Here is a 24,184-nt window from a genome sequence, read left to right as displayed (position 1 = left end):
GCGCGCTGCCATCGTGGCGCCTGGCCGAGGCGGCTGATTCTGTATTCATCGGACGTTGATCCCCTTCCGATTTGTTATACGCAGAGTGCGACCACGCACTCGAACCTGTTGGGGAATGGCCTGTGCTTCGGTTCAAAAAAAAGGGCCAGGGGTTACTTGGCATCGATATTACCTCGGCCACTGTCAAACTGATCGAGCTTTCCCGCCAGGGCGGCCGGCTCCAGGTGGAAAGCTACGCCGTGCGTCCGGTTCCGGATCGTGCCGTGGTCGAGCGCCGCATCCGGGATATGGATGAGGTGGTCATGACACTCAAGCGTGCCCTCGATCACGCCTCACCCAGTACCAGCCGCGCCGTGGTTGCCTTGCCGGTATCCGCAGCCATCACCAAGGTCATTCAACTTCCGGCCTCGTTCACCGACGATGATATCGAGTCGCGCATAGCGCTGGATTCAGACAAGCATATTCCCTATCCGTTCAGCGAGGTGGCCTTCGACTTTCAGCGTCTCGGGCCCCATCACCGCTACCCCGATCAGCAGGACATCATGCTGGTGGCCTGTCGCCTACAGGATGTCGAGCTGTTGACCACGGCGATAAGTCAGGCCGGGCTTACGCCTGCAGCCGTCGATATCGAAGGGTTCGCCATGGAACGAGCCTACCGAACTCTATTACCGAAGACCATGCCGCAGGAGGCATTCGAACACACCACCGAGGCTGTACTTGACTGCGGGGCCTCGATGACGAGCTTTCATGTCATGCGTGCCGGCCGCATCGTATATACCCGAGACATTGTCATGGGCGGACGCCAGCTGACCGATGAGATTCGGCAAGGCTACAAGCTGACGTTCGAGGAAGCCGGTATCGCCAAGAAGACCGGAGAGCTTGACCGTTACGAGGAACGTCTTCTCGGGCCGTTCAGGACGTCTTTGGTGCAGCAGGCGCTGCGCTCGCTCAAGCTGTATTACTCGGCGGCCGGCGCCCACGAGATAGCTCGCCTGATCCTGTGTGGCGGCGGGTGCCATCTTTCAGGCTTCAAGGAAGCGCTTGCCCGGGAAAGCGGTCTGGACGTGGTCTTTGCCAACCCGTTCGCGGATATGCAGCTTGGGCGTCAGGTCGATATCAAGGCGCTTGGCAAGGATGGCACCGCCATGATGACCGCCTGCGGCCTGGCACTTAAGGATATCGAGCCATGAATACTCAGGGTCGGCTGGTCGATATCAACCTCATGCCCTGGCGGGAGTCGCTTCGTGAGCGCCGAACGCGTCGATTCACGCGTGCGCTGCTGGTGGCCGTCGTGCTTGGCTGTGGCGTGGCCGGGCTTGAATGGTGCGTGCTCCAAAGTGAGGTGGCAAACCAGGAGGCACGCCTTGAGTACATCGATCGCCGTACTGAACTGCTCGAGCACGATATTCGCTCCGTCAACGACCTCGAGGCGCGGCGCGTCAGCATGAATCAGCAGATCGAGCTCATCTCCAGTTTGCAAAAGCGCCGCCCGATCTCGGCGTCGCTGTTTTCAGCGCTCAAGGATACCTTGCAGGACGGCGTGGTCTACGAGCAGCTCGTTCGCACGCAGAACACGTTGAAACTGCGCGGCAATGCGCCGAGCAACCGCCAGATTTCAGAACAGCTCCGCGCCTTCGGGCGCAGTTCCGTATTTTCCGACCCCATGCTCCAGGACGTAAAGGCCGATTCCGCGGCGGGCCCGCGTCAGTTCAATGTCCAGATGACGCTGACCGAGGCGCCAGGGCAGGCGTCCAATGAGTCGGGAGGTGCGCGATGAAACCGGTGATGACACGTGCCTTCTGGGTCGATCAATGGCGTCAGATCAAGGCCATGGAAAAATCCGACCTTGAGCTTGCCGGCGCCGGCAACTGGCCCTCAAGCATCAAGGGTGTGGTGTGTGTGCTGGTGGTCGGGGTGATTTGGTTTGCGATGAACACCCTTTTGGTCGCGGGAACAGAGCAGGAGCTTGAGGCACTTAATGCCGAGGAGGCGCAAAAACTGTCCTCGTTCGAATTGCGGGCGTTTCAGGCTGCGAACCTGCCACTTCTCAAGCTGCAGATGGATGAACTCAACGACAAGATGTCGCGATTGATCGGCATGTTACCGACGGACGCTGAAATGCCGGCGCTTTTGGACGACATCAGTGAAGTTGCACGCGCTCATCAGTTGTCGATGGATTTCATTCGTCTGGAGGCGCCCACGCGCCATCCGTTTTATACCGAGCAGCCGCTATCGATCCGGGTTGAAGGCCAATACCACCATTTGGCGGCATTTATTACCGATATTTCACGTCTGCCCCGCATCGTGACCCTTCATGATTTCACCCTCGAGAAAAAAACCGCGGACGGTGGCGAATTGGGCCCAGGCGCGCCGCTGGTCTTGAACGTATTGGCCAAGACCTATCGCTACCAGGCCAGCGGCGAGACTGAGGGGGGCAGTCCATGACCGCACGCATATGGGGAGTTCTGGGGCTGGTGCTTCTGATGGCCGGTTGTGGAGGGGCTGATGTATCCGAACTTGAAACGCGCCTTGATACTCTGCGCGATACGCCCAAGGGGCATGTCGCGGCGCTGCCTGAAATGCCGATCTACGATGTGCCACCGTATGACCCGAACGGTCGAAGCCCGTTTGCCAGAGAGCCTGCAGCCACTGTGCCAGACAGCGGGTCGAAACCGAATCTTTCGCGTGACACTCAACGACCGAGGGAGCCGCTGGAGGCGTATGCGCTGGAGAGTCTTCGGTACGCGGGGGCGCTTGTCAGTCGGGCAGGTGTGACGGCACTGGTGGAAACGCCCGATGGCCAGATGGCGCGGGTCAAGGTCGGTGAGTACCTCGGTAAACATGAAGGGCAGGTGGTGTCGATCTCGATGCGTGTGCTGACGGTTCGTGAATTCAGAACCGATGAGCAAGGCCGGTCGGTACCGATGATGCGCAGCCTGTCGGTCGATGCACCGGATGCCAATGCGCCTTAACGACGCGCCCGGTAACTACATGCTCCGTAACTACATGCTCCGTAACGATGAGAGAAGGACATGAGACATTTAATGGCAAAACTGTACCGCACGCTTTCTATTTTGCTCGTCCTGGTGGTGAGCGGCGGGGCGGGCAGTGCCTGGGCGGCCACTCTCGAGGACATGAAGGTCGTTTCAAGCGGTGACGGCACGGTTCGTCTGACGCTTACCTTCGATGGCGCCCCACCCCGGCCGGAGCGCTTTACGCTGAGCGACCCCGAGCGGCTCGTGTTCGATTTCAAGGATACGTCGTCGGCACTTGATCGTCGGCAGGTGCCGATCAAGCGCTTCGATCTCGATCGCGCCGAACTCTTCGATGATGGGCAGCGCCTTCGAATGATCGTGACGGCTGCGCGCCCTTATAACGCAGAGATGCGTCAAAACGGTCAAACGCTCGATATCACATTGTCGGCGTCGAACCCGGAAGGCCGTGACGCGACTGTCTCGCGCATTACCTCGATCGATTTCAAGCGTGGTCAGGGCCGTGATGGGCTGCTTGAGGTGCAGGTGTCGGCCGGTGCGGGCGGGGCGCGTCTTGAAAGTGACGCGGGTCACGCCCGTGTCTTTCTGCCGGGCGTGCGTTTGCCCGCGGTCTGGGATCAAACACTTGATGTGAGCGACTTTGGGACGCCGGTCGAGCGCGTTACGCCGCGCCAGATCGACGGCGGCGTTATGGTGGATGTGGCTCACCGGGGAGGGAAGCCCTTTTTGACCCAGCAGGGCCGGACGGTCTTTCTTGAAATCGGGCCGGCCGGCAGCGGTTCGGCTCCGCTTGAGCGCGGTAGCGAGCGCGACGGCGGGCCGCGGGTGACCCTGAACTTCAGCTCGATCAATGTGCGTGAGGCGCTCTCTCTTCTGGCGGAGGAAGGGGGGGTGAACCTGGTTGTCAGCGACAGCGTTCAGGGCAGCGTGACGCTTAATCTACAAAACGTCCCATGGCAACAGGCGCTTGATATCATTTTGAAAAGCAAGGGGCTCTCGAGCCGCCAGGACGGCAATGTATTGATGGTGGCGCCCGCCGATGAGCTTGTAAGCATGACCCAGCGCCGCATTGCCGCCGATCAAGGGCTCGAGCAGACCGCCGAACTTGCGATGGACTATCTGCAGATTCGCTATGCAAAGGCGGATGACATGGCGTTGCTGCTAAGGGGTGAGGAGGGCATGGGGCTGTTGTCGCCGCGAGGGCGGGTCATGGTCGATCAGCGCACCAACACGCTCTTGATTCGCGACACGCGTGAGCAGCTGGCCGAGATCCGTCAAACGGTATCACGGCTGGATGTGCCGGTGCGGCAGGTTCAGATCGAGGCGCGCATCGTCATCGCTCGGGAAAGCGTGACCAATGAACTCGGCGTGCGCTGGGGTGCGTCAAGCGGCCCATCCAATGGAAAATTCGACCTTACCGGTGCGTCTAGTGGCACGACTGCGTTGGGCGGGTTGGCGGTCGATCTGGGCGACAGCGTGGCGCCCTCGACCTCGTTCAGCTTCGGATATCTGTCAGGCGATGTCCTGCTCGATCTCGAGTTGAACGCGCTTGAAACAGAAGGCAAGAGTCAGACCATTTCCCAGCCGAAAGTCATCACGGCCAATCAGCGCAAGGCGATCATCAAGCAGGGGCAGGAGATTCCCTATCAGGAGGCCACCTCCAGCGGTGCGACCAATGTGGAGTTCAAGGAGGCAGTGCTTGCGCTTGAAGTGACGCCGCAGGTGACGCCGGATAACCGCATCATCATGGACCTTCAGATCAAAAATGATGATGTATCGAATACGCAGTATGGCGGGGCGCCGGCCATCGATACCAATGAAATTCAGACCCAAGTATTGGTAAATGATGGCGAAACGGTCGTCTTGGGGGGTATTCTGTCCACAGAGCAGTTGAGAAACCTGTACAAGACCCCTTTCCTTGGTGATATTCCCCTGTTGGGGCAGCTGTTTCGCTATACCGAGGAATCGAATTCAAAGGTAGAATTGCTCGTGTTCATAACACCTAAAATCATCGATGACAGTTTGACGTTCCGCTGATGCAAGAGCTACCCAACATCTTTCTTATCGGGCCCATGGGCACGGGAAAAAGTACGATCGGCCGCCTATTGGCGGCCGAGTTGCATCGTGTTTTCTATGACAGCGATCACGAGATCGAGCGTCGATGCGGCTGCAATATCCCCTGGATTTTCGACGTCGAAGGCGAGTCCGGCTTTCGCGACCGCGAAACCCAGGTGATCGACCGGCTGACCCGCCGCCAGGACATCGTCATGGCAACCGGGGGTGGCGCCATCCTGCGTGAGTCCAATCGGCAGATGTTGCGTGAGCGTGGTGTGGTCATCTACCTGCGCGCCTCGGTCGAGCAGCTTGTTCGACGAACCGCGCGCGATCGCAACCGGCCCTTGTTGCAGTGCGCTGACCCGGCGGCAAAGCTCAGGGCGCTCATGCACGAGCGCGAACCCATGTATCGATCTACAGCCGATCTTGTGATTTCGACGGACCGCCGAAGCCCGCGCCATGTCATTGCGGCGATCAGGCGCGAGGTATTGCAGTACGTCGGGTCGCTCAATCAGGAAACCTAGCGGATCAACGGACGTTATAAGGATAATGTGATGCAGACGCTTACGGTCGATCTCGATACACGAAGTTATCCGATTCATGTCGGGCCCAACCTTTTGGAGCGTCAGGAGCTACTGGCGCCCTACATCGGCGGACGTCAGGTGATGATCGTCACCAATGAAACCGTCGCGCCGCTGTATCTTGATAAGGTCAAGGCGATGCTGCCTGATCATATGGTTGTGAGTGAGGTCATCCTCCCTGATGGCGAGCAGCACAAGAGCCTGGACAGCGCTTCTCTCATCTGGGACGCCTTGCTGGAGCAAGGGTTCAACCGGCGCTGCACGCTGATTGCACTCGGTGGCGGCGTGATCGGTGATGTGACGGGATTCGCGGCTGCGACCTATCAACGCGGTGTGGAGTTCATCCAGATCCCGACCACGCTGCTGTCTCAGGTGGACTCCTCGGTTGGGGGTAAAACGGGCATCAATCATCCGCGTGGCAAGAACATGATCGGTGCGTTCTGGCAGCCACGGGTCGTGTTGGCCGATACCGCCACGCTTGAAACGCTGCCCGACCGTGAGTTCTCGGCAGGGCTTGCCGAGGTGATCAAGTACGGTTTGATTTATGACGCCACGTTTCTCGAATATCTCGAGGCCCGAATGGATGATATTCGCGCCTATGACGCCAGCGTCCTGACGGAAGTGATCGTTCAAAGCTGTCAGATCAAGGCCGACGTCGTGCATGAGGATGAAACCGAGCAGGGCGTGCGAGCGATTCTCAATCTGGGCCACACGTTTGGTCATGCGATCGAAAATGCGCTGGGCTACGGTGCGTGGTTGCATGGCGAGGCCGTAAGCGTCGGTATGCTGATGGCAGCCACGCTTTCGCGTTCGCTTGAGTGGCTCGACGACGACGATGTCTCGCGCGTTAAGCGGCTTCTGGAATCGGCGGGTCTGCCGGTTGAGGCGCCAGCGAGCGTCGATACCACACGCTTTATCGAGTTGATGCGGCTCGACAAGAAAAACATCAGCGATCGGTTGCGGTTAGTACTGCTGCCCGCACTGGGTGAGGCGCGAGTTACTGAAGAGGCGCCTGAGTCGATGATCGAGGCAACGATCGATCACTTTCCCAAGCGGTAGAAAAAAGACTGTGGTAACAAGAGGCTGCCTTCGGGCAGCCTTTTTTGTGCCTTTTTCGGGCAGCTTTAAAGTGAGTTCATTCGTGTATTGGCATGGCGTATGCACAATCTGTATGGGTCGGAGTATCTTTATGATACCAAAGTATAAGTTAGTTTTTTTTAATGTTTTTAGGGCTAACAGGCTGACATGAAAGGGTTTTTAGGCGAGATTGCCACGTAACTTATGGTTTTTAAGAGGGTTTGGGGAAGGGGAAGGAAAAGCTGTTTGCGCTGAATTGGCTTGTGCGGGTAAGCTCAACCCCCTTTTTGGTAGTAAGAATCAAGCGTCTACGTACAGCTTGTGAATAACAAAAAACCTTTAAGAATAACTCTGAATATTACTGGATACAACCATTTTGATGAGAGGCACGCCCATGATGAGAGGTCTACACCGGCCTGGCGAGTTCCGTGACAACTGTGGCTTTGGCCTTATTGCGCATATGGAAGGACAGGCCAGTCATCATCTGCTACAGACCGCAATCGAATCGCTGACCTGCATGACCCACCGTGGCGGCATTAACTCCGATGGTAAAACCGGCGATGGGTGTGGTCTTTTGATCAAGATGCCGGACGCCTTCATGCGCGCCAAGGCCGAAGAGGCCCTCGGTGAAACGCTTGGAGCCCAGTACGCTGTCGGCTGTGTCTTTTTTCCGAACGACGATCAAAAGGAAGCGCATGCGCGCGCGGTGCTCGAAAACGAGCTGACCGCCCGTGGGATCTTGGTCCACGGCTGGCGCGACGTGCCGGTCGATTCCGACGTCTGTGGCCCGATTGCTCGCGACTGCCAGCCACGCATTCGGCAGCTGTTCGTTGCGCCCAACGACGCGCGAAGCGATGACATGGCGTTCAATGTCGACTTGTTCATGGCGCGCCGTCACGCCGAGGAAAAGCTCGCCTCTGACGACGAGTTCTATATTTGTTCGCTCTCCTCCAAGGTCATCTCCTATAAAGGGCTGATGATGCCGGTGGATCTGAGCACGTTCTATCCGGATCTGAGCGATGAGCGCCTGACCACATCGATCTGCGTTTTTCACCAGCGTTTTTCGACCAATACCGCGCCGCGCTGGCACCTGGCTCAACCGTTTCGATTCATGGCGCATAACGGCGAGATCAACACGATCGAGGCCAACCGAAGCTGGGCCAACGCACGCAAGGAAAACTTCGTCAACGAGCATTTGAGCGACATTCAGGAGCTCAATGAAATCGTCAACACGACGGGGTCGGATTCCTCGAGCATGGATAACATGCTGGAAGTGCTTCTAACCGGTGGCATGGATCTTTACAAAGCCGTGCGGTTGATGGTGCCGCCGGCCTGGCAGAACGTTGAAACCATGGATGGTCAGCTAAAGGCCTTCTATGAATACAACTCCATGCACATGGAAGCCTGGGACGGGCCGGCCGGCATCGTATTGACCGACGGGCGTCACGCGGTCTGTATGCTCGATCGAAACGGGCTGCGTCCGGCGCGCTGGCTCATGACTCGTAACGGCTACATCACGCTTTCCTCTGAAATCGGCGTCTGGAGCTACAAGCCGGAAGATGTGGTGGCCAAGGGCCGTGTTGGCCCCGGTCAGATTCTGTCGGTAGACACAGAAACCGGCGAAGTGCTGCACACGCACGATATCGATGAACGCCTGAAGGCGTCCTACCCCTACAAGACGTGGCTCAAGGAGCAGGCCAACTATCTAGAATCCGCCTTGACTGAACTTGCGCGTTTTCAACCGATGGATGCCGACCAGCTCAAGGTCTACGAGAAGATGTTCCTGGTCAGCTTCGAAGAGCGTGACCAGGTACTTCGTCCGCTGGCCGAGGCCGGCCAGGAGGCGGTGGGCTCGATGGGAGACGATACGCCGATGGCGGTCTTGTCTCGTCAGCCCAGGCTTTTAAGCGATTATTTCCGTCAAAAGTTTGCGCAGGTCACGAATCCGCCGATCGACCCGATCCGTGAGTCGATCGTGATGTCGCTCGAAACCTGTCTGGGCGCTGAAATGAACGTGTTCCAGGCCTCGCCCGAACACGCTCATCGGCTGGTCTTGACCACCCCGATTCTGTCGCCACGCAAGTTCACTGCAATGACCACTCAAAGCTCATCAGGGCTTGAGTGTGAGCGGTTCTCGATGCTCTACGACCCGGCGCACCAAGGTCTCAAGCAGGCGCTCGAAGGCTTGTGTGAAACCGCCGAGCACGCAGCGCGTAATGGCAAGGTCCTTCTGGTGCTAAGCGATCTGGGCCTTGAAAAGGGGCAGCTCCCGATTCATCCGGCTCTGGCAGTCGGGGCGGTGCATCACCACCTTGCCAAGAAGGCTCTGCGGCCCCGCGTCAATCTGATTGTCGAGACCGGCTACGCCCGCGACGCGCACCAGATGGCGGTGCTGTTCGGGGTGGGTGCGACAGCGATCTATCCCTATCTGGCCTATCAGGTCATGGCCGACATGTACCGTGCCGGTGAGGTGCTCGGCGATCCGGCCGATGGCCGTGAAAACTATCGCCGCGGCATGCAGAAGGGCATCTTCAAGATTCTGTCGAAGATGGGTATTTCCCACATTGCTTCTTATCGCGGCGCACTCCTGTTCGAGGCCGTCGGGCTCGACTCCGACGTGATGGGCATGTGTTTCCCGGGCATGGCGTCACGCATCGAGGGGACCGGCTTTGCCGAAATCCAGATGCAGCAGGAGCTGCTGGCGAAGGATGCGTGGATTCCGCGCAAGTCAACGCGCCACGGCGGTTTGCTCAAGTACGTTCACGGCTATGAGTATCATGCCTATAACCCCGATGTCGTCACTGTACTGCAGCAGGCGGTTCAGCAGGGTGATTACCAAAAGTGGAAGGCGTTCGCCAAGCTCGTCAATGAGCGGCCGGTTGCGACCATTCGCGACCTTCTGAACCTGAAGCCCGGTGAGCATGCTGTACCGATCGAAGACGTCGAGCCGGTCGAAGCGCTTCTGCCGCGCTTTGACAGCGCAGGCATGTCACTTGGTGCATTGTCGCCGGAGGCGCATGAGGCGCTGGCGCAGGCGATGAATGAGACGGGTGGGCGTTCCAACTCCGGTGAGGGTGGTGAAGACCCCGCCCGCTACGGCACGATCAAGAGCTCCAAGATCAAGCAGATCGCGTCCGGCCGCTTTGGCGTGACGCCTGCCTATCTGGTCAACGCCGAAGTTCTCCAGATCAAGGTGGCGCAGGGCGCCAAGCCCGGTGAGGGCGGTCAGTTGCCCGGTGGCAAGGTTAACGATCTGATCGCGCGGCTTCGCTACGCCGTGCCCGGGGTGACGCTGATTTCGCCGCCGCCGCACCACGATATCTACTCGATCGAGGATCTGGCGCAGCTCATTTTCGATCTGAAGCAGGTCAATCCCACGGCTCAGATTTCGGTCAAACTGGTGTCGGAGCCCGGCATTGGCACCATCGCGACAGGCGTGGCCAAGGCCTATGCGGATCTGGTGACGGTCTCGGGGTACGACGGCGGTACGGCGGCCAGCCCGCTGACGTCGATCAAGCACGCAGGAAGCCCCTGGGAACTGGGCTTGCCTGAAGTGCATCAGGCGCTTCGAATCAACGGTTTGCGTGACAAGATTCGGCTTCAGACCGATGGCGGCCTGAAGACCGGGCTCGATGTAATCAAAGCCGCTATCCTCGGCGCCGAAAGTTTCGGGTTCGGAACCGCACCGATGGTCGCGCTTGGCTGCAAGTACTTGCGTATCTGCCACTTGAACAACTGTGCCACCGGTGTTGCCACGCAGCACAAGGCGCTGCGCGATGAGCATTTCCGCGGCACGGTCGACATGGTCAAGCACTACTTCCGCTTCATTGCAGAAGAGGTGCGCGAGCTGATGGCGATGCTTGGTGTTACTCAGTTGACCGACCTTATCGGGCGTACGGATCTGCTTGAGAAGATCGAGGGCACGACGGTGTCTCACGGCAAGCTCAATCTCGAGTCGCTTCTTCAAAACGACTGGGTGTCGAAAGACGCACCGCAGTACTGCACGCATGATCGCAATGACCCGCATGACAAAGGGGCCAAGAACCACGAAATCCTGGATGCACTTCGTGCCTCGATCGATGCCAAGGCCGGTGGCGAATTCAGCTTCAGTGTGACCAACTGCGACCGCTCCGTCGGGGCAATGATCTCAGGCTACATCGCCAAGCGCTATGGAGAGGCGGGGCTTGAGGATGCACCGATCACACTGCGACTAAGCGGTGTCAGCGGCCAAAGCTTTGGTGTCTGGAACGCGCGCGGGCTCAACATGTACCTCGAAGGCGATGCCAACGATTACGTCGGCAAGGGCATGAACGGGGGCAAGCTTGTGGTGACGCCGCCGAAGGAAAGTCTGTTCAAGAGCCAGGATACCGCGATCATCGGCAACACCTGTCTCTATGGAGCCACAGGCGGCACGCTTTATGCCTCAGGGACTGCCGGTGAGCGTTTTGGGGTGCGTAACTCAGGCGCGCACGCCGTGATCGAAGGTGCAGGCGATCACTGCTGCGAGTACATGACCGGTGGTCTGGTGTGTGTGCTGGGTGAAACCGGGCTCAACTTCGGTGCCGGAATGACCGGCGGCTTTGCCTATGTGCTCGACTTGAATCGCAATTTCGTCGACCGCTACAACCATGAATTGGTGGAAATTCATCGCGTCAATACCGAGGCAATGGAGGCTTACCGTCGCCACTTGCGTGAGGTGATTTCCGCCTACGTCGAAGAGACGGGGTCACGCTGGGGCGCTGAGATCCTGGATGATTTTTCCGACTATGTGCGCCATTTCTGGCTGGTCAAGCCCAAGGCGGCCAGCTTGAACGGTCTATTGGCCGAGTCGCGTCGTCGTCCGGAATAAGGAGATAGAAAGATGAGTGAACGATTATCCAACGATTTCCAGTTCATCGATGTCGGCCGCCAGGATCCCGCAAAGCGCGACGCGCGCCGGCGTGCTCAGGAATTTGCCGAAATCTATGAGCCGTTTCGCCCGCAGGAAGCGGCCAACCAGGCGCATCGCTGCCTGCACTGTGGCAACCCGTACTGTGAATGGAAGTGCCCGGTGCACAACTACATTCCGAACTGGCTGAAGCTGGTGTCCGAGGGCAACATTCTCGAGGCGGCAGAGCTTTCACACCGTACCAACTCCTTGCCGGAGGTGTGTGGTCGGGTCTGTCCGCAGGACCGACTCTGTGAAGGCGACTGTACCCTCAATGATGGCTTCGGCGCCGTCACCATCGGCTCGGTTGAGAAATACATCACCGATACCGCGTTCGCAATGGGCTGGCGGCCCGACATGAGCGGTGTCGAGAAGACCGACAAGCGTGTGGCCGTAATCGGTGCGGGGCCTGCCGGGCTTGGTTGTGCTGATGTTCTGGTTCGAAATGGCGTAACACCGGTCGTGTTTGACCGCTACCCCGAGATCGGCGGTCTGCTGACCTTCGGTATCCCCGAGTTCAAGCTCGAAAAACACGTCATGAAGCGCCGTCGTAGTGTGCTTGAAGAGATGGGCGTCGAATTCCGGCTCAATACCGACATTGGTACGGACATCACCATCGACGAACTGGTTGACGAGTTTGATGCGGTATTCATGGGGATGGGGACCTACAAGTACATGGAAGGCGGGTTCCCCGGCGAGCAGCTTCCGGGGGTTCACAAGGCGCTGGATTTTCTGATTGCCAACATCAATCACAATCTGGGCTTTGAGGCCAACCCCGCCGACTACGTCTCGATGCAGGGGCAGCGCGTGGTGGTGCTCGGCGGGGGCGATACGGCAATGGACTGCAACCGCACCTCCATTCGTCAAGGGGCTGATCGTGTGATCTGTGCCTATCGCCGCGATGAGGCCAACATGCCCGGTTCCAAGCGCGAAGTGGCCAATGCGCGTGAGGAAGGCGTCGAGTTCCTGTTCAACCGTCAGCCTGTTGCGGTCGTGGGTGATGAGAAGGTCGAAGGCGTAAAGCTTGTGCGCACCCGTATGGGTGAGCCGGATGAGCGCGGGCGTCGTCGTGCCGAAGTCGTGCCCGGTTCTGAAGAGATCATTGCGTGTGACGCCGTGGTAATAGCGTTTGGCTTTCAGGCGAGCCCGGCTGAGTGGTTCAAGGGCGCACGGGTCGATGTCGATGACCGCGGCCGCGTGACTGCGCCTGAGCAAGGTGAATATGCCTATCAGACCTCCAACGAAAAGATCTTCGCTGGCGGTGATATGGTCCGCGGTTCTGATCTTGTAGTGACGGCGGTTTACGAAGGGCGCCAGGCTGCAGAAGGCATTCTTGATTACCTTGGGGTGTGATAGCGGCCAGGATGTAAGATGGATGGTTTTAAAGGCTGCCTTAGAGGCAGCCTTTTTTATGCACAGTCCGGCCTAGCTCGAAAGAGGGAATGACGTCAGTATATTAAGCGTACAAAGAAATGGCCGATAACGCAGATGAGTGATAACAATGGTAGTAAAAGTGGCTTTCCCGATTGGGTGCCATGTCCTGATTTTTTCGGTCATTCAAGCCGCCCTCTTTTCTGACGCTAGAGGCTAACCCCGTGGGAATCGAACAGTAACGTGTACGTTTTTTGTCTAAAGCGTTTGGTCCAGGTAGGGTTACTCTTTTTCATGCTGCTAGGCAGCGCCAAAGGCGCTCAGCACGAAGAGACCATTGTACTGATCGCCAATAAGCAAAGCAGTTTTGCCTCACTCAGTACCGAGAGTGTCAGAGCTATCTTTGCCATGCGCCTTAGAACGTTTCCTGGGGGGCGGGCTGCGCACGTCTTTGTGTTGCCCGATAATAACCCCTTGCACGACGCCTTCTGCAAACAGCTCTTGAACGTCTACCCGCACCAGTTGCGCCTCGCCTGGGACCGTGCCGTATTCTCAGGTACAGGCCAGGCGCCCAATACGGTTGAATCAATCAGTGACATGCTCGACCTGGTGGCGACCACGCCAGGAGGGATCGGTTATGTAAAGAAAGGACAGGCGGATGACCGTGTGCGCATCATATCGTTGGATTGAAAAAAGCCTTTACGGCGCGCTACTGCTCATGTGCTCAGCATACGCCAAGGCTCAACCGCTCGAGAATGCCTGGGAAACGTTCCAGGTGCATGGCTTTCTGAGTCAGGCGCTCGTGGTGTCGAGCGCCAATGATTTCTTTGGGCCCAGCAGTTCAAGTGGCGGCAGCCTCGAATTTTATGAGCTGGGTCTGAATGCATCGATGCGACCGACCGACAATCTGTTGATGTCGGCACAGGTGCTGAGCCGGCGCGCGGGAGGCGACGCCAGCGATGCATCCCCAAAGCTTGATTACGGCCTGATCGACTACCAGATTCATTCAGACGTTGATGAAACGTTTGGTATCAAAGTAGGTCGTGTAAAAAATCCGTTTGGATTTTACAACCAGACTCGAGATGTTCCTTTTACTCGACCCAGTATCCTGCTGCCTCAGTCAATTTACTTTGACCGGACCCGTGCTCAATCGTTGTCAGGCGATGGGGTCGTTGGTTACTTCGATCATCGGTTCGATGACAGCAGCATTCGCTTCCAGTTGGGCTGGGGAGTGCCTCAGGTCGATGACGATGTTGAAGATACTGTGTTGATGGACATCTTGCCGGGGTCGCTAGAGGCTGAACCTTCGCTGATTTCACAACTGCTTTATGAATACGATGGCGGACGATTCGTTGCGGCACTAACGTATGCAGATGTCAAGGCGGATTATAAATCGAGCGTTGATGCGATAGGTGATGGCCGCTTCAGCTATACGCCCATCGTTCTCTCGCTCCAGTACAACAGCCTCAATTGGAGCCTTACCTCCGAATATGCCTACCGCGATCGAAAGCTCAGCCATATGGGTAATGATTTATTCAACGTAAATACGATAGGTGAGAGCTGGTATGTGCAATACGTCTACCGATTCAATAGCGATTGGCAAGGCCTTTTGCGCTATGACGTCATGATTTCGGACAGGGACGATCCTGATGGTCACGCGTTTGAGGCGGCGGGGTTTGGGAAAAGCTACTCACGCTATGCCTATGATCGTACGGTTGGGGTGCAATGGTCAGCAACGTCTCAATTTTTGCTGTCTGCAGAATATCATAACGTTGAAGGAACCGGTTGGCTGCTCAATGCCGAGCGTGAAAGCGAATCCAAGTACTGGGGATTGTTTCTGCTTCAAGCCTCATACCGTTTTTAATGGGGCAAAAGATGCGGTTTCTGAAAAGCGTGCCCAGGTTTTCAAGTCTTAGACTCAAAGTGCTCTTCGCCACCTCGGTGATCCTTGTTCTTCTGGCTCTGACCTTTTATCGCGTCAGTCAGATGGAACTCGAGGGGCAGCTTAACGAGCGCCAGCTTCTCAGTTACCAGCGCCAGCAGTTGGATATCGTCAATGCCTTAAATAATTCTGAAGCCAGTTTGAAACATATGGCGAGCATACTGGCGGCGACGCAGGGACTTGGTGAGGCGGTCGAACTCACGGACCGCACGCGGCTGGATGACAAGATTGTGGCGCAGTGGCCCACACTTCAGCTCGATGTGGGTGTGGATGAAGTCAAGGTGTTTGATCGCCAAAGCCGTCAACTGGCGCAAAGAGGGCATGTCGCAATACCTGACAACAGTAGAGAGCATTTTTTCAGCTATTGGGTTCAAAAGGTGCTAGAGAAAGAGCAGCCTTTATCCCGGCTGGTTTGCCGCACTACATGCCGACAATACGCCTTCTCCCCGATTCTTCGTGGAGGGCAAAGTGTTGGCGTTATCATGCTGTCCGTGTCCATTGCCGATATCGCACGTTACATCAATATCAACAAGAAAAGTGCGCTGGCCATCATGGTCGACAACGTCTACTCCAGTAGCTCCGAGGAGCTGCCCGCCTGGGGCGCCAACGTGGTCGCCGCCACCGACCGTGCCGCTACCCTCGAGCGTTTGGCTCTATGGTCAACTCAGTACGACAAGAACGCTCTGCGCAAAAGTCCGGTGCGCGTTCGTTTCGACGACCAGTACTACCATCTGATGGCCTTCCCCTTAAATGATCAGCTCAACGGGCTCAATAATACCGCCTACGTTGTGATCATCTCGAACATCACTGAAAGTTATTCGAGTATCCAATCCGATTCCCGGCGCGTATTCATGATCGCGATACTTGGCTGGTTATTGGCCGAAATGGCGGTATTTCTCCTTTTGTGGCGGCCAATGTCGAATCTAAGGCGGGTGATTGGGTCGCTGCCCTTATTGTCTCAAAGCCGGTTTCATGAGTTTTCGGAGGCGGTGCAATTAAAAGGGCGCGTCAGAGATGAGGTTGGCACACTGCAGCGGACGGCCATTGAGGTGGCCAGTCAGCTTCAGCGTCTCCAGCAGGCCCTCTATAAAAGCAATGATGATCTGACCCAGCACATCAAGGAGCTGGCCCACGAGAAAGAGTTCGTGGATCGGCTGTTGTTTACCGCCAATGCGTTCATCGTCACCCACAGTGAGACGTCCGGCATCGTGCTTGCCAACCAGTTTGCGCTCGGCAAGCTTTCCTGCCCCATGACTGCGCTGAAGGGGCAGTGCTTCAGGGATGTGTTTCTCCAGGTCGAAAGCTTCGATTACGGCAATGTCTCCTTTCATACCGAAAGCCGTGTGCCAGGCAAGAAGGACATGGTCATCGAGTGGTACCACTCGCCGATCCAGAATCTATCCGATGGCGAAGAGGGGTATTGGGTTTCCGTCGGGGTCGACATTACCGAGAAAAAGGCGGCCGAGTCTCGCTTGATCTGGCTGGCCAACAGGGACCCGTTAACAGGCCTTTATAACCGCCGCTATTTTAATGTGTGCCTTCAACAATCACTCGAGGAAAAGGCATCGGGCGCCGTCTTCTATCTGGACCTGGATCAGTTCAAGGAGGTCAACGAACTTAGTGGCCATGGTGCCGGTGATCGCCTGTTGTCGATGGTTGCCCAAAAATTGACCCAACTTTTGCCGGAAGGCGCGGTCATTGCCCGGTTAGGAGGCGATGAGTTCGCGATTTTGCTGGAAGGTTATGACTGTGAGCGTGCGGTCACGGTGGCCCGCAGCATCAATAGCGGTCTCTCGGACATCAATTTCATCATCGAGGAGCGTCGACACCGCGCCATGGCGAGCATCGGTGTCGCCATCTACCCCGAGCATGGCGATACCACCGAGGCCATCATGGCAAACGCTGATTGCGCCATGTACATCGCCAAGGAAAACCCGCTACGCGACTGGTACGTCACCACAGCCCAGGACCTTGATAAGGCGATGCTGGAAGATCGGGTCTACTGGAATGATCTGATCAAGGCCGCGCTGGATGAAAAGCGGTTCGAATTTTTTGTGCAGCCAATTATGGCAATTGCAAGCGAGGATGTGCGGCACTACGAGCTTCTCTTGCGTCTTCCGGATGGCGCCGGTGGTTTTTTCTCACCCGGCCAGTTTATTCCGGTGGCTGAGCGTAATGGGCGCATCATCGATATTGACCGCCACGTCATCGAGGCCGGCGTGCGGTATCTGTCAGGTCTTGGTGATATTTCGATGTCCATCAATATATCGGGTAAATCACTGCGAGATCAGGATCTTGCGGAGTACCTCGAAACGTGTCTGGCCACGCATGGGGCGGACCCTGCTCGGTTAATCATTGAAATTACCGAAACCGAGGCAGTCATCGACTTCGGGCTTGCGCAAGCGACACTAAGCAAAATTAAGTCGCTTGGATGTTCAATTGCGCTGGATGATTTCGGCTCGGGGTTCAGCAGCTTCAAGTATTTGAATCAGCTTCCCTCTGACTATGTAAAGATCGATGGTGAATTCATTATCAATTTGTACAGATCATCAGAAAACAAGATTATTGTTTCTGCCATCGCTGAAGTATGTCGCTCATTCGGTAAGCAGGTCATTGCTGAATTTGTAGAAGATGAGGCGACATTCGATTATTTGAAAGCGATCGGCGTGGAGTACGCACAGGGGTACTGGGTAGGTCGCCCCGCTCATATAGATACAATTACAAGGCCATATAATGAATAGGGAAGCGATAGACTTCTTTCTCGAAAATTTCGAGTTTTTGATTGCAAGTCGCTACGATGATTACATTTCCGGATGCTCGCTAAGGCGCAATATATACCACGACAAGTTCGGCTATCTTTCAGGCAATAACATAGAAGACGAGTGGGATGTTTTTGACGATAAAGCCGTGCACTTCATTATTCGGCATCAAAAAAGCCAGACGCCCATCGGTTACTTTCGAATCGTCACTCCCGTAGAGGGAAAGGGCTTGCCCATTCAGCATCTGCTTGAAAACAATTTCGATGACCAGCGCGACCCATCCACGTTTTCTGTCGACACCATTTGCGAGCTGTCTCGGTTCTCTCTCCTTACCAGTACACTTTACCAAAAGCGAGGCTTTGACTTCCTCGAAACCACGGCCGAACGAGAATGCTTTCGTCATGCGCGCGACGCCCTCTGGATTGGCATGGGCTCGGTCGCAAGCCTACTGGAGCGCTATCACGGTTTTGCACTGATCGAGCCCAGGTTCGCACGATTGATCAAGGGATCGCATGTGCGTTTCGAGCGCGTTGGCAGCTTCCAGGACCTTTACGGTCAACGTGCGCCTTACTACATCAATTATCATGAGTTGATCACGTCATTACCCGAAGCGTCGCTTTACATGATGGAAGCCATCAAGGCGCGTATCGCTCCGAAGTACTACCAGGAATTTCTAGAGCTCAGCTCGGACGCAACGTTCAGTTGGCGTAACGCGTTTCTAAGCAAGGCGCTCGAGTAAGCCCGACCCGCCTTGGAGTCGAACAGGTTCAGGGCTTTAGCTTTCCACGAACAATCATTCGCGTACCTCCTCCCACATCATGGCGCGTCGCCTGAAGCGCCATGGAAAGCGCCCTTGCCGCCATTTCGTCGGTATCGAGCCGCATGCAGGGAATATGCATTCCGAACACATCGGCCAGAGCGACTTCATCGATGCTGAACAGAGTAATACCGCGTCCCGGGTAAAGCTTTTGTTCTGCGCAGGCCTTCAGGATGCCCAGTGAAATCTGGTTATTGATACCGATGATGCCCTGTGGCGGAGGGGCTTCCTGCAATCGCTGTTTCATGAGGTGATACGCCGGGGTCATCGTGAAATCGGCGTAGCGGACGTCGATTTGAGCGGCACTTCCGAGCGCTTCGCGGATGCCTGACGTACGGCCGATGGATACCAGTGAGTCCGACGGTCCGGATACCACTAAAACGTCCCTGATGGACTGATCGATCATCCATCGCCCCGCCTGATACCCGCAGTCCAGGTTGTCTATATAGACCCCCCCGAAATGCGGCACATTGACCTCGCGGTCGACCAGAATCAGCGGAATCCGTGCGGTCTCCAGGGCCTTGAGCCACTGCGGTTGGCGCGTCTGATACATCACATCGGATGAGATGACCGACAGGATGATGGCATCGACATTCTGCGCGATCAGACGATGAATGATTCGGCTTTCCTGGGCCTCTGACTCGAACGAGTCATACATCACGATGTCGATGTCTTCCTCAAACCCCAATCGATTGATCGAGCTTGCGATTCGACCGAAGAACGGATTGTCCATGTCGGGGCTGACCACCCCGATGCGTCGTGTTCTGGGCGCGTCCTTGGTCGAGACGGGTGCGCGCTTCGGGCGATAACCAAGCTCTGAGGCCGTGCGCAGCACATGATCAAGCGTGTCCTGGCGCAGGCGCTCCGGGTTTGAGAACGCTCGAGATACAGTGATCCGGCTGACACCGGCGGCGTCAGCAACAGCATCAAGGGTGACACGGGAGGAGGCGCACATATAAAGGGTCCATTGAGAGAGTTTCAGCCGCATCAATGATCATTTTATTCAAGAGTATCATTTTTATCATTGACCCGTTCATCGGTCTATAACGCGACTGGTTTGACGCTTTAATCTATTTCAACGCATTGATATTTGAACGATTTTATCGGTTTTTGCGTCATGGCGCCCCAAGTGATTCTTCGTTTCAAGAGCTTTGAAATGATACTGATGGATTGTTTGATGATACTAAATGATAAATGAATCATTTTGTTTCCAGGTCCATGCTTTCCAGGCTCGACGTTGACCCTTCTCGATGTGCAGTGCATGAGAGTGCATGAGAGTGAGGCCGCGTCATAAAGAACGATAAATGGAGACGCAGATCATGAAATGGGCATTGATCGTCACGAGTGCCGGGCTGATTGGCTCGGCAATGGCAGGCAGCGCACTGGCGGATACCACAATCACGGTCGCCACCGTCAATAACCCCGATATGGTAACCCTTCAGAAAATGGCGGGTACGTTTGAAAAGGCCAATCCGGGCGTCCATGTCAACTTCGTGACGCTGCCTGAAAACGAGCTGCGACAGAAGATCACCACCGATATCGCAAGCGGCGGTGGCCAGTACGACGTCATTACCGTCAGTAATTATGAAACGCCGATCTGGGCTAAGAATGACTGGCTTCGCCCGATGAGCGACCTGCCGGCTGCCTACAACGTCGATGATCTGGAGCCCACGGTTCGAAAGGGCTTGTCCGTCGATGGCACCCTCTATGCGCTGCCGTTCTACGCTGAATCGTCGATGACCTATTATCGCAAGGATCTGTTTAAAAAGGCAGGGCTCGACATGCCCGAGCGACCGACCTGGTCTCAGATCGAGGAGTATGCCGCCAAGCTCACGGACGCCTCCAACGGCACTTACGGCATCTGTCTGCGAGGGCTCCCTGGCTGGGGACAGAACATGGCCCTGTTCGGCACGATGGTCAACGGCTTCGGCGGGCGCTGGTTCGATCAGGACTGGAACGCGCAGTTGACCACGCCGGCCTGGAAAAACGCCGCAGAGACCTACAAGACGCTGGTAACGAAGTATGGCCCGCCGGGCGTAACCTCCAACGGATTTACCGAATCGGAAACCATGTTCTCCAACGGCCAGTGCGCGATGTGGGTCGATTCGACAGTCGCTGCAAGCTACGTCTCTGACCCCAAGGTTTCAAACGTTGCCGACAGCGTCGGCTTTGCCCAGGCGCCATATCAGAAAACCACCAACGGCACCAATTGGCTCTACGCCTGGGCGCTGGCGGTGCCCAAGTCTGCCGCCCATCCTGACGCTGCCCAGAACTTCGTGAGCTGGGCGACCTCTGAGGCCTACATCCAGCAGGTTGCTGATGAAAAAGGTTGGCTCGGCGTTCCGCCAGGTACCCGCAAGTCGACCTACGAAAGCGCGGACTATCAACAGGTCGCGCCGTTCTCGAGCTTCGTGCAAAAGGCGATCGAAACCGCAGATACCTCCAATCCCACAGCGGACCCGGTGCCCTACACCGGTATCCAGTTCATCAGTATTCCCCAGTTCCAGGCCATCGGTACGCGGGTCGGGCAGCTTCTGGCGGGCATCGCCTCGGGCCAGATGAGCGTGGATCAGGGGCTCGAGCAGGCTCAGCAGTTCACCACGCGCATCATGGAGCGCTCAGGCTACACCAAGTAAGCCGAACGCTCAGGCCCCGGCGAGGGTTGCCGGGGTCTTTCATGACCTCACTCGATCGCGATGCGCGCTTTGGAGGCGCAGCAACTCATGAGTAATGACGCAGTGGCGAACGCCGGCGATACCGCCTCGCACCAGGGGGCCAAGCGCCACGGCCCGCCCGTCAAGCGCCTGATGGCGCCCGCCGTGCTCTTTTTGATGGTGTGGATGATCGTGCCGCTGGCAATGACCGTCTACTACGCGTTTGAAAACTACAACCTGATGATGCCGACCATGCGCGGGTTCGCAGGGCTTGGCAACTTCGAGATTCTGCTGACCGATGGCACCTTCTGGGCCGCACTCGGCCACACCCTGACACTGGTCATGGCGTGTCTGGCCATCACGGTCTCGCTTGGACTGGTACTGGCGCTTCTATTCAACAAGACCTTTCTCGGCCGCGGCGTTGCTCGAACGCTTGCGATCTCGCCGTTTTTTGTCATGCCGGTGGTGACCGGGCTCTTGTTCAAGAACATGCTGCTGCACCCGGTCTATGGCATCGTCTCCTGGGCGATGCGCACGCTGGGCTTCGAGCCCATTGACTGGTTCGCTCACTACCCGATGTTCTCGGTGATTTTGATGATTTCCTGGGAGTGGACGCCGTTCGCGCTCCTGATTCTTCTGACCGGGTTGCAGTCGCTGCCCGAAGATCAGATCGAGGCGGTGCGCCTCGACGGCGCGAGCCGCCTGCAGGAGTTTCGTCACATCGTGATTCCACACCTGGGCCAGGTGCTGTACGTGGTCGTCATGCTCGAGAGCATCTTCTTTCTGACTTCGTTCGCTGAAATCTACGCCACCACCAGTGGCGGCCCGGGCACCGCGACCACCAATCTGCCGTACTACATCTATCAGAACGCGTTTTTCCAGTACGACATTGGGCTTTCGTCGGCGGCGGCCATCGCCGCGGTCATTCTGGCCAATATCTTCGCGTTCTTCCTGATTCGATTCGTGGCAGGCAACCTCAACGCCGGAGGACAGCGCTGATGGAACAAAAATCCTCACTCGGGCTTGCCGTCATTGGCTGGCTGGTCGCGATCGTGATGTTCTTTCCGATCCTCTGGATGGTGCTGACCGCGCTCAAGACCGAGCAGTCGGCCTTTTCGATGGTGCCGGAGTTCGTGTTCACGCCGACCCTTGAAAGCTTCAAGACCGCGCTTTCACAAAACGCCGGTTACTGGCACTACGCCTTCAACTCGCTCTTCACCTCGGTAATGTCGACGCTGATCGGGCTGGCGCTGGCCATTCCGGCGGCCTACGCGATGGCGTTCTACCCCTCAAAGCGCACCGACTTCACGCTGGTGTGGATGGTCTCGACCAAGTTCATCCCGGCGGTCGGCGTCTTGATTCCGATCTTCCTGGTCTACAAGACGCTCGGGCTGATCGACAACAACTGGGGGCTGATCGCGCTGTTCGTCGGGATGAACCTCCCGATCATGGTGTGGATGGTGTACTCCTACTTCAAGGATGTGCCCAAGGACATCGTCGAGGCCGCCGAGATCGATGGCGCCAGCACACTTGCGACCATGTTTCGCGTCATTTTGCCATTGGCGTTGCCGGGGCTTGCCTCCACCGGGCTTCTGGCCCTGATTCTTGCCTGGAACGAGTCGTTCTGGAGCCTGACGATGGCCGACCATGACGCGGCCACACTCGCGGCCTTCATTGCCTCGTTCAAGAGTGCCGAGGGGCTATTTTGGGCCAAGATGTCCGCCGCCTCCGTCATGACGGTTGCGCCGATCATCGTGCTGGGCTGGTTTGCCCAGAAACAGATGGTTCGCGGCCTGACGTTCGGCGCTGTCAAATAGCGCTCACGCACACTGAATAACGGGCGGCGTCGCCCACTGGATCAAGGAGAGTCGAAATGGCGGTCGTGGAACTCAAGGGCGTGGCCAAGAACTACGGTGGTGCCCACAAGAACGCGAAGGCGGCCAACGCGGTCGAAAATTTCAATCTGACCACCCGTGACGGGGAATTCATCGTGCTGGTCGGGCCGTCTGGGTGTGGTAAATCCACCACCATGCGAATGATCGCGGGGCTCGAGGCCAACACCGATGGCGAGATCCGCATCGATGGGCGCGACGTCAGTCAGGTGGCGGCCCGTGATCGTGATATCGCGATGGTGTTTCAAAGCTACGCGCTGTACCCGCACATGACGGTCTACGACAACATGGCGTTCGCGCTCAGTCTCAAGAAGGTGCCAAAAAACGAGATCGAACAGCGCGTGAACGACGCCGCTGGCATCCTCGACATCACGCATCTTCTGGATCGAAAGCCGCGGGCGCTGTCCGGCGGCCAGCGTCAGCGCGTGGCGCTGGGCCGGGCGATTGTGCGCGACCCGCAGGTGTTTCTGATGGATGAGCCGCTGTCGAACCTCGATGCAATGCTTCGGGTCGACATGCGCGCCGAGATCATCAAGCTGCACCGAAAGCTCGGGGTGACCACGTTCTATGTGACCCACGATCAGACCGAAGCGATGACGATGGGCGAGCGAATCGTCGTCATGCGTGATGGTCACATTCAGCAGATCGACACCCCGAACGCGCTGTATCACGCCCCGAACAACGTCTTCGTGGCAGGCTTTATCGGGACGCCCTCAATGAACTTCCTGAAGATGACACTGGGCGGTGACGGCAAGACTCTCACCGGCCAGACCGCCCACATGGTGGCCTCCTCCGAGCGTCAGTTGATCGAGGCGCATAAGGGCCGCGACCTGATGGTCGGTGTGCGCCCGGAGCACCTGATCCTCACCACCGACGAGACGGCGGCCAACGTGATCAAGGGCGAAATCGACGTGGTCGAGCCGCTTGGGTCGGTCACCATGGTGCAGCTCGAGGTCGATGGGCACCGCATCACGGCGCAGCTCGAGGGCGACACCTCGGTTCGAATGGGCGATTCGATCGTGCTGACCTGCGACAGCGCCCGGCTGCATCTGTTCGACGCCGACACCGAGCAGGCGCTGCCCCGCCATGAACACCGCACAGAGACGGCCTGAGCGC

18 protein-coding genes and 1 pseudogene are annotated in these 24,184 nt (G+C 57.1%); 18 read left to right on the top strand and 1 reads right to left on the bottom strand.

What is annotated here, in order from left to right; genetic code table 11:
• Positions 1-122: 122 nt before the first annotated feature.
• The 14 genes and pseudogenes from pilM (at position 123) to NAT49_RS07080 (ending at position 18,444) form a co-directional block, all read left to right on the top strand.
• Positions 123-1,190, top strand: a complete 1,068-nt coding sequence (gene pilM / locus NAT49_RS07145; protein WP_251592644.1) for a type IV pilus assembly protein PilM — start codon at positions 123-125, stop codon at positions 1,188-1,190.
• Positions 1,187-1,777 (top strand): PilN domain-containing protein, encoded by a 591-nt coding sequence (locus NAT49_RS07140; RefSeq protein WP_251592642.1) that lies wholly within the window; start codon positions 1,187-1,189, stop codon positions 1,775-1,777. Before pilM ends, NAT49_RS07140 begins: the two co-directional genes overlap by 4 nt.
• Entirely contained in the window at positions 1,774-2,445 is a 672-nt protein-coding gene (locus NAT49_RS07135) for a type IV pilus inner membrane component PilO (RefSeq protein ID WP_251592641.1), read from the top strand. Before NAT49_RS07140 ends, NAT49_RS07135 begins: the two co-directional genes overlap by 4 nt.
• Positions 2,442-2,972: a pilus assembly protein PilP gene (locus NAT49_RS07130; protein WP_251592638.1), complete on the top strand. Its 531-nt coding sequence runs from the start codon at positions 2,442-2,444 to the stop codon at positions 2,970-2,972. The genes NAT49_RS07135 and NAT49_RS07130 overlap by 4 nt, the downstream gene beginning before the upstream one ends.
• Before the next feature lie 72 nt (positions 2,973-3,044).
• Positions 3,045-5,030: a type IV pilus secretin PilQ gene (locus NAT49_RS07125; RefSeq protein WP_251592636.1), complete on the top strand. Its 1,986-nt coding sequence runs from the start codon at positions 3,045-3,047 to the stop codon at positions 5,028-5,030.
• Positions 5,030-5,572 carry a shikimate kinase AroK gene (gene aroK, locus NAT49_RS07120; protein ID WP_251592629.1) on the top strand — a complete coding sequence of 181 codons (543 nt, stop codon included), beginning with the start codon at positions 5,030-5,032 and terminating at the stop codon, positions 5,570-5,572. The genes NAT49_RS07125 and aroK overlap by 1 nt, the downstream gene beginning before the upstream one ends.
• Before the next feature lie 30 nt (positions 5,573-5,602).
• Positions 5,603-6,688 carry a 3-dehydroquinate synthase gene (aroB, locus tag NAT49_RS07115; protein ID WP_251592627.1) on the top strand — a complete coding sequence of 362 codons (1,086 nt, stop codon included), beginning with the start codon at positions 5,603-5,605 and terminating at the stop codon, positions 6,686-6,688.
• A gap of 412 nt (positions 6,689-7,100) precedes the next feature.
• Positions 7,101-11,555 carry a glutamate synthase large subunit gene (gltB, locus tag NAT49_RS07110; RefSeq protein WP_251592626.1) on the top strand — a complete coding sequence of 1,485 codons (4,455 nt, stop codon included), beginning with the start codon at positions 7,101-7,103 and terminating at the stop codon, positions 11,553-11,555.
• Positions 11,556-11,567: 12 nt separating this feature from the next.
• Entirely contained in the window at positions 11,568-12,986 is a 1,419-nt protein-coding gene (locus tag NAT49_RS07105) for an FAD-dependent oxidoreductase (RefSeq protein WP_251592621.1), read from the top strand.
• Positions 12,987-13,298: 312 nt separating this feature from the next.
• Entirely contained in the window at positions 13,299-13,694 is a 396-nt protein-coding gene (locus tag NAT49_RS07100) for a type 2 periplasmic-binding domain-containing protein (RefSeq protein WP_251592619.1), read from the top strand.
• Positions 13,663-14,868 (top strand): hypothetical protein, encoded by a 1,206-nt coding sequence (locus NAT49_RS07095; RefSeq protein ID WP_251592617.1) that lies wholly within the window; start codon positions 13,663-13,665, stop codon positions 14,866-14,868. Before NAT49_RS07100 ends, NAT49_RS07095 begins: the two co-directional genes overlap by 32 nt.
• An 11-nt stretch (positions 14,869-14,879) precedes the next feature.
• Positions 14,880-17,687: a bifunctional diguanylate cyclase/phosphodiesterase gene (locus NAT49_RS07090; RefSeq protein ID WP_251592616.1), complete on the top strand. Its 2,808-nt coding sequence runs from the start codon at positions 14,880-14,882 to the stop codon at positions 17,685-17,687.
• A pseudogene (locus NAT49_RS15075) lies at positions 17,680-17,973 on the top strand (GNAT family N-acyltransferase); the annotation flags it as partial. The gene NAT49_RS07090 and the pseudogene NAT49_RS15075, both read left to right, overlap by 8 nt.
• A 159-nt stretch (positions 17,974-18,132) precedes the next feature.
• Positions 18,133-18,444 carry a lysophospholipid acyltransferase family protein gene (locus tag NAT49_RS07080; RefSeq protein WP_251592612.1) on the top strand — a complete coding sequence of 104 codons (312 nt, stop codon included), beginning with the start codon at positions 18,133-18,135 and terminating at the stop codon, positions 18,442-18,444.
• Between the two features lie 28 nt (positions 18,445-18,472).
• Here NAT49_RS07080 and NAT49_RS07075 read toward each other — a convergent pair whose 3' ends face one another.
• Positions 18,473-19,510, bottom strand: a complete 1,038-nt coding sequence (locus NAT49_RS07075) for a LacI family DNA-binding transcriptional regulator (protein WP_251592611.1) — start codon at positions 19,508-19,510, stop codon at positions 18,473-18,475.
• Between the two features lie 316 nt (positions 19,511-19,826).
• Here NAT49_RS07075 and NAT49_RS07070 point away from each other — a divergent pair, with 316 nt between their 5' ends.
• From NAT49_RS07070 to NAT49_RS07055, 4 genes are all read left to right on the top strand, one after another.
• On the top strand, positions 19,827-21,158 hold the full coding sequence (locus tag NAT49_RS07070) for an ABC transporter substrate-binding protein (protein ID WP_251592610.1): 1,332 nt from the start codon (positions 19,827-19,829) through the stop codon (positions 21,156-21,158).
• A 171-nt stretch (positions 21,159-21,329) separates the two neighbouring features.
• Complete coding sequence (locus tag NAT49_RS07065) at positions 21,330-22,175, top strand: carbohydrate ABC transporter permease (RefSeq protein ID WP_251593563.1); 846 nt, start codon at positions 21,330-21,332, stop codon at positions 22,173-22,175.
• Positions 22,175-22,993, top strand: coding sequence for a carbohydrate ABC transporter permease (locus NAT49_RS07060; protein WP_251592608.1), 819 nt, complete (start codon positions 22,175-22,177; stop codon positions 22,991-22,993). The genes NAT49_RS07065 and NAT49_RS07060 overlap by 1 nt, the downstream gene beginning before the upstream one ends.
• 56 nt (positions 22,994-23,049) lie before the next feature.
• Positions 23,050-24,180: an ABC transporter ATP-binding protein gene (locus NAT49_RS07055; protein WP_251592606.1), complete on the top strand. Its 1,131-nt coding sequence runs from the start codon at positions 23,050-23,052 to the stop codon at positions 24,178-24,180.
• The last annotated feature ends 4 nt before the right edge of the window (positions 24,181-24,184 follow it).

The sequence above is a fragment of the Larsenimonas suaedae genome (assembly GCF_023712105.1).
GTDB classification, from domain to species: domain Bacteria; phylum Pseudomonadota; class Gammaproteobacteria; order Pseudomonadales; family Halomonadaceae; genus Larsenimonas; species Larsenimonas suaedae.
The sequence above is the reverse complement of the archived record's forward strand: the minus strand, read 5'-3'. Positions and strand labels throughout refer to the sequence as shown.